Origin of the sequence: Caulobacter sp. B11 (genome assembly GCF_002737765.1) — a bacterium.
Lineage (GTDB): Bacteria > Pseudomonadota > Alphaproteobacteria > Caulobacterales > Caulobacteraceae > Caulobacter.
In genome coordinates this window covers 1-8401 of the sequence record NZ_PEGG01000093.1, presented here as the reverse complement: position 1 = coordinate 8401, position 8401 = coordinate 1, and the positions used below count along the sequence as shown (strand labels likewise).

The following is an 8401-nucleotide window of genomic DNA, read 5'->3' as shown; positions in this document are numbered from 1 at the left end:
GACCTGCGCACCGGCCAAGCCCGCTGGAGCCTGCCGGTCACCGCCATCACCAGCCCCTGGGCCGCGGGCGACGTCGTGTTCGTGGTCGACAAGGCTGGCCAGGTGATCTGCGCGTCGCGCGACTCCGGCCAGATCTACTGGATCCGCGACCTCAACAACACCGAGAGCCTGTCCAAGCGCCAGAAGAAGAAGCGCGCCAAGCACCCGCTGCTGTGGTCGTCGCCGATCCTGGCCTCGGGCCACCTGATCACCGTGTCCAGCGAGGGCGAGGCCGTGGCCCTCAACCCCAAGACCGGTGAAACGGTCAAGACCCTGAAGATCGGGTCCTCGGTGCTGCTGGCTCCCATCGCCATGGGCTCGGAGCTCTATCTGGTCACCGATGAGGCCCAGGTCGTGGCGATCCGCTAGATCTTTTCTGCTTCGGCGCGGCTCCGGCCGCGCCGAAACCGACCCCTATTCATGCGGCAAGCCCGGGCTGGTGAGAACCAGTCCGGGCTTGCTGCTTTGCCCCTATCCTCAAAATCGACTACTTGAACCCCATGCCTTTGAAACTCGCCATTGTCGGCCGCCCCAATGTGGGCAAATCGACCCTGTTCAACCGCCTCGCCGGTCGCAAGCTGGCGCTGGTCGATGACCAGCCCGGGGTTACCCGCGATCGTCGCTTCGCCCATGGTCGCCTCGGCGACCTGGACCTGGAGCTGATCGACACCGCCGGCTTCGAGGACGTCACCGACGAAAGCCTGGAAGCGCGCATGCGCGCCCAGACCGAGCTGGCCATCGACGAAGCCGATGTCAGCCTGCTGGTGTTCGACGCCCGCGAGGGCCTGACCCCGCTGGACAGGATCTTCGCCGAGATCCTGCGCAAGCGGAACAAGCCGGTGCTGGTCGCCGCCAACAAGTCCGAAGGCAAGGCCGGCGATCACGGCGCGGCCGAAGCCAATGTGCTGGGCCTTGGCGAACCAATCCAGATCTCGGGCGAGCACGGCGAAGGCATGGCCGAGCTCTATGCCGCCCTGATCGCCATCGCCCCCGAGGAGCTGCAGGGCGAACACGCCGAGCTGGACGACGACAAGCCGATCAAGATCGCCATTGTCGGCCGTCCCAACGCCGGCAAGTCGACCCTGATCAACCGCCTGATCGGCGAGCAGCGCCTGCTGACCGGTCCGGAAGCCGGCATCACCCGCGACTCCATCTCGGTCGACTGGGACTGGGGCGGCCGTAAGGTGCGGCTGGTCGACACCGCCGGCCTGCGCAAGAAGGCCAAGGTCAACGAGAAGCTGGAAAAGCTCTCGACCGGCGACACCATCCGCTCGATCACCTTCGCCGAGGTGGTTCTGCTGATCATGGACGCCACCCATCCGTTCGAGACCCAGGATCTGCAGATCGCCGACCTGGCCGAGCGGGAAGGGCGCTGCGTGGTCTTCGTGCTGGCCAAATGGGACCTCGTCGAGGACCAGGCGGCCACGCTGAAGGGCTTTGTCGAGCACGCCGAACGCATGCTGCCCAACTGCGCGGCACCCCCGTGGTCGCCCTGTCGGGCGAGACCGGCAAGGGTGTCGACAAGCTGATGCCGGCGGTGCTGAAGAGCCACCGCGACTGGTCGACCAAGGTCAAGACCCGCGACCTCAACGACTGGCTGCAGATGGCCATGCAGAGGCATCCGCCGCCCTCGGTCGGCGGCAAGCGCATCAAGCCGAAATACATGGCCCAGATCAAAGCCCGGCCGCCGACCTTCGTGCTGTTCTCCAGCCGCGCCGACCAGATGCCTGAACAGTATCGGCGCTATCTGATCAACAGCCTGCGCGAAAGCTTCGACCTGCCGGGCGTGCCGCTGCGCATCACCATCAAGTCCGGCGCCAACCCCTATGCCGACGGTGAGGCCAAGGGCCACTCCGGCAAGGGCCAGGGCAAGCGCGAGTGGGAACGCAAGGAACGCGAGGAGGCCCGCATCAAGGCCTCGCGCAACACGGTCAAGAAATCGCGTCGCCTGGCCGAGGAAGCCGCCGCGGCGGCGGGGGTGACCTTCGAACCCGGCGCCGTCGCGCCCAAGCCGACCCGCAGCGAGGCCAAGGCCTCGATTAAGGCTCCGCCGAAAGCGGCCAAGGCCGGCAAGCCCGTGGTCGACGCCGCGGCCGTGGCCGCCGAGCCCGGCAAGGCGGCGGTCAAGGCGGTCAAGAAGCTGGGTCCCAAGGCCCAGAAAAAGGCAGCGACGCCCAGCTACAAGGTCGGCTTCAAGGCCGCCGGCGGCAAGGCGGCCGGGCCCAAGCGCCCGATCGCCGGCTTCAAGACCGTGCGCGGCAACAAGGCCCCGCCCAAGGGACGTTAAGAACGGTGGAGGGACTGGACATCAAGCGCCGGTTCCTCCTGGCCGGCCTGGCGTCGATCGCCGGAGCCGGTCCGGTGCTGGCCCGCGAGGTCTCGGGCACGAAGCTGGTCCTGTTGGGCACGGCGGGCGGGCCGACGCCCAAGCGCAACCGGGCCGCGCCAAGTCAGGCGATCATCGTGGACGGCCGTGTCTATATCGTCGACTGCGGTAATGGCGTGGCGCGGCAGATCGCGTCCGCTGGCCTGCCGCTGAGGGCGATCAGCGACGTCTTTTTGACCCACCACCATTCCGACCACAATGCCGACTACGGCAACCTGCTGCTGCTGGCCTGGGCGGGCGACCTGGACCATCCGGTGGCGACCTGGGGTCCGCCGCCGCTCAAGGCGATGACCCGGCAGTTCCTCAAGCTCAACGCTTTGGATATCGCCACCCGGACCACTGACGAGGGGCGGCGGCCCCTGGCGCCCCTGATCCAGCCGCACGAAATCACGCGTGGCGGCCTGATCATGCAGGACGATCGCGTCCGCGTGACCGCGGCCCTGGTCAATCATCCACCGGTGATCCCCGCCTTCGCCTACCGCTTTGATACCCCCGGACGATCGATCGTCATCTCCGGCGACACCGCCCCGTCGGAGGCCCTGGTCGCGCTGGCCCGGGGCGCGGACGTCCTGGTCCACGAAGTCCTGCACCTGCCGGCCATGGACGCGCTCCTGGCCACGGAACCCAACGCCCGGCGGCTCAAGGAACATCTGCTGGCCAGCCACACCACCAGCGAGCAGGTCGGCCAGATCGCCACTCGAGCCGGGGTCAAGACCCTGGTGCTTTCGCATTTCGTGCCCGGCGGCTATCCGTTCTTGGACGACCGCGTCTGGCTCGATGCGGTGCGGCCGCATTTCGCGGGCGAGATCATCGTCGGACGTGACTTGCTGGTGATCTGAAGGTCAGGCTTCGATGCTGCCCGACTCTTGCCCGCGGTCCTTGAACCGCGCGACGCCCTTGGGCGGGACGCGGTCAGGCCGGGCCAGTTCAACGATATAGGGCGCGATGGTGTCGGGCGCGGGCACGGTCATCGGGTCCTCGCCCGGGAAGGCCAGGCTGCGCATCTTGGTGCGCATGGCCCCGGGATCGACGCAGACGGCGCGGACCGGGCTGTTTTCCATCTCGTCGTCATAGCAGGCCACGATCGCTTCCAGGCCGGCCTTGGACGCGGCATAGGCGCCCCAGAAGGCGCGGTGCGTCTTGGCGACGCTACTGGTCAGGAAGATGGCGCGGCCGGCCTCGGCGCGGCGCAGCAGCGGGTCCATGGCCCGGATCAGTCGCCAGTTGGCCGTCAGGTTGGTGGCCATGATCATGTCCCAGCCCTTGGGGTCGAGATGACCCACCGGGGTCAGGGCCCCCAGGACGCCCGCGGCGCCGACCAGAATGTCGAGCTTTCCGAACCGGTCATGTAGCGCCGCGCCCAGGTGATCGAGGCCGTCGGGCTCGCGCAGGTCGAGCGGGACCAGGGTGGCGTGCTCGCCGGTGGCGGCGAAGATCCTGTCGTCCAGGGCTTCCAGGGCCCCCTGGGTGCGGCCCAGGGCGATCACATGGGCGCCGGCCTGGGCCAGGCCCAGGGCGATGGCCTCGCCGATGCCGCGGGTGGCGCCGGTGACAAGAGCGATGCGGCCGGCCAGCGGCGTGTCGGGGTGCGAAATCATGGGCGGGTTCTAGAGGCTAACGCGGGGGATTGGAACCACGGCCGCACGGCTCGATGTCAGTCTTCCTCCACCCGCGCGCCATAGCGCTGGGCGATCACCGAGCACACCATCAGCTGGATCTGGTGGAAGATCATCAGCGGCAGCACCAGCACCCCGGCCGTGGCTCCGGGGAACAGGATTCCCGCCATCGGCACGCCGGTCGCCAGGCTCTTCTTCGAGCCGCAGAACACGATGGCCACCTCGTCGGGCTTGGAAAAGCCGAGGGCGCGCGCCCCGAACACCGTGGCGGCCATGATCACGGCCAGCAGGCCGCAACAGACGGCGATCAGCAGGGCCAGTTCCAGGGCCGAGACATTGTTCCAGATGCCGCCGACCACGGCGGCGCTGAAGGCGGCATAGACCACGAGCAGGATCGACCCGCGATCCACCCGGCCGACCAGGGTCTTGTGGCGCTCGATCCAGGCCCCGACCCACGGGCGGGCGAGCTGGCCGGCCACGAACGGCACGAGCAGTTGCATGACGATGGAGCGGATCGATTCCCAGCCGCCGGTCTGGCCATGGGCGTTCATCAGCAGGCCGACCAGAACGGGCGTCAGGAAGATGCCGAGCAGGTTCGAGGCCGAGGCCGCGCAGACGGCGGCGGCGACATTGCCGCGACCGATCGAGGTGAAGGCGATCGAGGACTGCACGGTGGAGGGCAGGCAGCTGAGATAGAGCATGCCCATCGACAGGGTCGGCGACAGCAGTCCGGAGCGGGCGACGCCCAGGCCCAGAAGCGGGAAGAGCACGAAGGTGAAGGCCAGGATGGTCAGGTGCAGCCGCCAGTGGGTCAGGCCGGCGACCACGGCCTCGCGCGACAGCTTGGCGCCGTGCAGGAAGAACAGCAGGCCGATGGCCAGCTTGACCACCCAAGACAGCGCCCCGGCCGCCACGCCGTGCACCGGCAACACCGAGGCCAGCACCACCATGCCGAACAGCAGCAGGATGTAGGTGTCGATCTTCAGCGCAGCGAGCAGTTTGGAAAGTCGGTTCACGGGGCCACTCACTGTTCGCCATCGTCCGGTTGATCCGGGCGACCCGAGCCGAAGGCGTCGGGACGCTGGATTAGCGCGGCGCGGGTCCCCTGAACAAGCCTGGGGATGACGGCGGCAGCGGCGTTCAGGCGCTGAGCAGCGACAGTTGTCGGTCGGCCTGGTCGTTGCGGCCTTCGGCGATCTCGCGGTCGGTCAGGCGGGTCGGGTAGTCGCCGGTGAAATAGTGGTCGGTGAACTGCGGGGCGGCCGGGTCGCGCTGACCGGCGTCGAGGGCCTGATAAAGGCCGTCGACAGACAGGAAGCCTAGGCTGTCGACCTCGAGGAAGCGGGCCATCTCTTCGAGCGACTTGTTGGCGGCCAGCAGCTGATCGCGTTCGGGCATGTCGATACCGTAGAAGTCGGGCCATTTGATCGGCGGGCTGGCCGAGCGCAGGTGCACTTCCTTGGCCCCGGCCTCGCGGACCATGCGGACGATCTTCAGGGAGGTGGTGCCGCGCACGATCGAGTCGTCGATCAGGATCACCCGCTTGCCCTCGAGCACGGCGCGATTGGGGCTGTGCTTCATGCGCACGCCCAGTTCGCGAACACCCTGGGTCGGCTGGATGAAGGTGCGGCCCACATAGTGGTTGCGGATGATCCCCAGGTCGAAGGGAATGCCGCTGGCCTGGGCGTAACCGATGGCGGCCGGCACGCCGCTGTCGGGCACCGGCACGACGACGTCGGCCTCGACGCCGGTTTCCTGGGCCAGGCGCTGGCCCATGCGCTTGCGCACCTCATAGACCGAGCGGCCGTTCACGACGCTGTCGGGCGGGCGAAATAGACATATTCGAACACGCAGGGGCGGGCGGCCACATTGGCGAAGGGCCGACTCGACTCCACGCCGGTTTCCGAAATCACCACCATCTCGCCGTGGGCGATGTCACGCACGAAGCGGGCCCCGATCATGTCGAGGGCGCAGGTTTCCGAGGCCAGGACGGGCTTGCCGTCGAGGTCGCCCAGAACCAGCGGACGGATGCCCAGCGGGTCGCGGACCCCGATCATCTTCTTGTTGGTGATCGCCACCAGGGCGTAGCCGCCTTCGATCTGGGCCACGGCGTCGATGAAGCGATCGACGATGCGAGCCTTCCGCGAGCGGGCGATCAGATGGAGGATCACCTCGGAATCCGAGGTCGACTGGAAGATCGCGCCTTCCTGCACCAGGCGCTCGCGCAGGGTCAGGAAATTGGTCAGGTTGCCGTTGTGGGCCAGGGCAACGCCGCCGGTTTCCAGATCGGCGAACATCGGCTGGACATTGCGGATGCCGCTGCCGCCGGCGGTGGAATAGCGGGTATGGCCGATGGCCATCTGGCCCGGCAGGCGCTGGACCAGGTCGGAGCCGGTGAAGGCGTCGCCGACATGGCCCATATGGCGTTCGGTGTGGAAGCGCTGGCCGTCGAAGGCGGCGATGCCGCAAGCTTCCTGTCCGCGGTGCTGCAGGGCGTGCAGGCCCAGGGCGGTGACGGCGGCGGCGTCGCTGACGCCGAACACGCCGAACACGCCGCACTCCAGGCGAAGCGTATCATCTTCCGGATCGCGCCACGGGGCGGACGAGTAGCGGTCGGTGGACTGGCCGAAAGACGTCATCGTGATTGCTCCACCAGGTCGTCGACCGAGCGACGCTGGGATTGATCATAGCCTGCTTCGCCCGGCTTGGGCGTGCGCGGTTTGTCGCTGGCGCCATCGCGGACGGCGTCCTCGATGGCGGGGGCCAGCCTGCCCGCCAGCCCGGCGCCCTTGGGCGCGAAGACCTTCAACACCTGGGCGCTGGCGGCGGACAGGGGATAGAAGATCGAGGTCGACACCCAAGCCGGCACGCGATCGGGCGGGGTGGCCATGTTGAACACCAGGTTGAACACCCCCAGCACCACCAAGGCTCGCATCAGGCCAAAGCCCAGGCCGATGGCGCGGTCGATCAGCCCCAGGCCAGCATTGTCATGCAGTGACTGGGTCAGGTGGCCGCCGATCAGCCGGATGACGATGAAGGCCAGGACAAAGGTGGTCAGGATAGCCGCGGCGGTCGCCGCCCAGTCGGGGTCCATCATCGCCCGGAACATCGGGCCGGTCAGGCGCAGGGCCAGCAGGGCCACGACGGCGGCGAAGATGAAGCTCATGGCCGAGGTCAATTCCCGGGCCGCGCCGCGGGTAAAGCCGATCAGGCCCGAAACCAGCAGCAGCAGGCCGGCGATGATGTCGAACGGGGTCAAGCCAGGGCGCTCCAGATCTCGTTCTCGATGCGGCGCACCGCGTCGGCAAGCCGCGCCACGCCGGCCACGGGAATCACGCCGCCGCCTTCGGGCAGGCCCGAAAGCGGTCCCAGGGCGCGCCCGAACCCAAGCTTGGCGGCTTCCTTCAAACGCGTCTCCATCCGGCTGACTGGCCGCACCTCGCCCGACAGGCTGACCTCGCCGAATACGACGCAGTCCTGGGGCAAGGCTATATCCAGCGCCGAGGAGGCCAGGGCCGCCGCCGCCGCGAGATCCGCCGCCGGCTCGGTGATCCGCAAGCCGCCAGCGACGTTCAGATAGACGTCCTTGTTGCCAAAACCAAGGCCGCATCGGGATTCCAACACCGCCAAAACCATGGCCAGACGTCCGGAATCCCAGCCGACCACAGCGCGACGCGGCGTTCCGTAGGCGGATGGGGCGACCAGGGCCTGGAATTCGACCAGAACCGGCCGTGATCCCTCGATGCCGGCGAACACCGCCGCGCCCGCCGCCCGCTCGCCGCCTTCGTTGAGGAACAGGGCCGAGGGATTCTTGACTTCGCGCAGGCCGATGTCGCCCATTTCGAACACGCCGATCTCGTCGGTGGCCCCGAAGCGGTTCTTGGCCCCGCGCAGGATACGGAACGGATAGCCGCGCTCGCCCTCGAAGCTGAGCACCGCGTCGACCAGATGCTCGACCACGCGGGGGCCGGCGATCTGGCCGTCCTTGGTCACATGGCCAACCAGCAGGATCGCCACGCCCTTCTTCTTGGCCAGGCGCACCAGTTCGCTGGCGCACGCCCGCACCTGGGTGACCGTGCCGGGCCCGGCCTCGTGGGCGTCGCTCCACATGGTCTGGATCGAATCGATGACCACCAGGTCGAAATTGTCGCGCTTCAGGCCGTCGAGGATATCGCGCAGGCTGCTTTCGGCGGCCAGTTTGAACCGGGGCCTGGGCCAGGCCCATTCGGGCGGCGCGCGAGCGGATCTGCTCAACAGCCTCCTCGCCCGAGATATAGCGCAAGGACGCGCCGCGCAGCGAGGCCTTGGCCACCACCTCCAGCAGCAAGGTTGCTTTCCCACCCCTGGGTCGCCGCCGATC

5 protein-coding genes and 3 pseudogenes are annotated in these 8401 nt (G+C 68.1%); 3 read left to right on the top strand and 5 right to left on the bottom strand.

Annotated elements, in window-relative coordinates; all coding sequences use genetic code 11:
• The 3 genes and pseudogenes from CSW58_RS05380 to CSW58_RS05370 form a co-directional block, all read left to right on the top strand.
• Positions 1-408, top strand: a 408-nt coding sequence (locus CSW58_RS05380; RefSeq protein WP_145980328.1) for a PQQ-binding-like beta-propeller repeat protein, incomplete at its 5' end; no start/stop codon positions are given.
• A 131-nt stretch (positions 409-539) separates the two neighbouring features.
• A pseudogene (gene der / locus CSW58_RS05375) lies at positions 540-2326 on the top strand (ribosome biogenesis GTPase Der).
• Between the two features lie 5 nt (positions 2327-2331).
• Positions 2332-3264: an MBL fold metallo-hydrolase gene (locus CSW58_RS05370; RefSeq protein ID WP_099446599.1), complete on the top strand. Its 933-nt coding sequence runs from the start codon at positions 2332-2334 to the stop codon at positions 3262-3264.
• Positions 3265-3267: 3 nt separating this feature from the next.
• On the opposite strand, the gene CSW58_RS05365 is transcribed toward CSW58_RS05370, so the two are convergent.
• The 5 genes and pseudogenes from CSW58_RS05365 to radA all read right to left on the bottom strand — a co-directional run.
• Positions 3268-4023 (bottom strand): SDR family NAD(P)-dependent oxidoreductase, encoded by a 756-nt coding sequence (locus CSW58_RS05365; RefSeq protein ID WP_099446598.1) that lies wholly within the window; start codon positions 4021-4023, stop codon positions 3268-3270.
• Positions 4024-4079: 56 nt separating this feature from the next.
• Complete coding sequence (locus CSW58_RS05360; RefSeq protein ID WP_099446597.1) at positions 4080-5057, bottom strand: bile acid:sodium symporter family protein; 978 nt, start codon at positions 5055-5057, stop codon at positions 4080-4082.
• A gap of 124 nt (positions 5058-5181) precedes the next feature.
• Positions 5182-6680, bottom strand: a pseudogene (gene purF / locus CSW58_RS05355) (amidophosphoribosyltransferase).
• On the bottom strand, positions 6677-7300 hold the full coding sequence (locus CSW58_RS05350; protein ID WP_099446596.1) for a CvpA family protein: 624 nt from the start codon (positions 7298-7300) through the stop codon (positions 6677-6679). The pseudogene purF and the gene CSW58_RS05350 overlap by 4 nt, the downstream one beginning before the upstream one ends.
• Positions 7297-8401 (bottom strand): annotated as a pseudogene (gene radA, locus CSW58_RS05345) (DNA repair protein RadA); the annotation flags it as partial. The pseudogene radA and the gene CSW58_RS05350, both read right to left, overlap by 4 nt.

Excerpts from the sequence above, each read along its gene's own strand:
- CSW58_RS05365 (WP_099446598.1), bottom strand. The coding sequence starts at position 4,023 with ATGATTTCGCACCCCGACACGCCGCTGGCCGGCCGCATCGCTCTTGTC.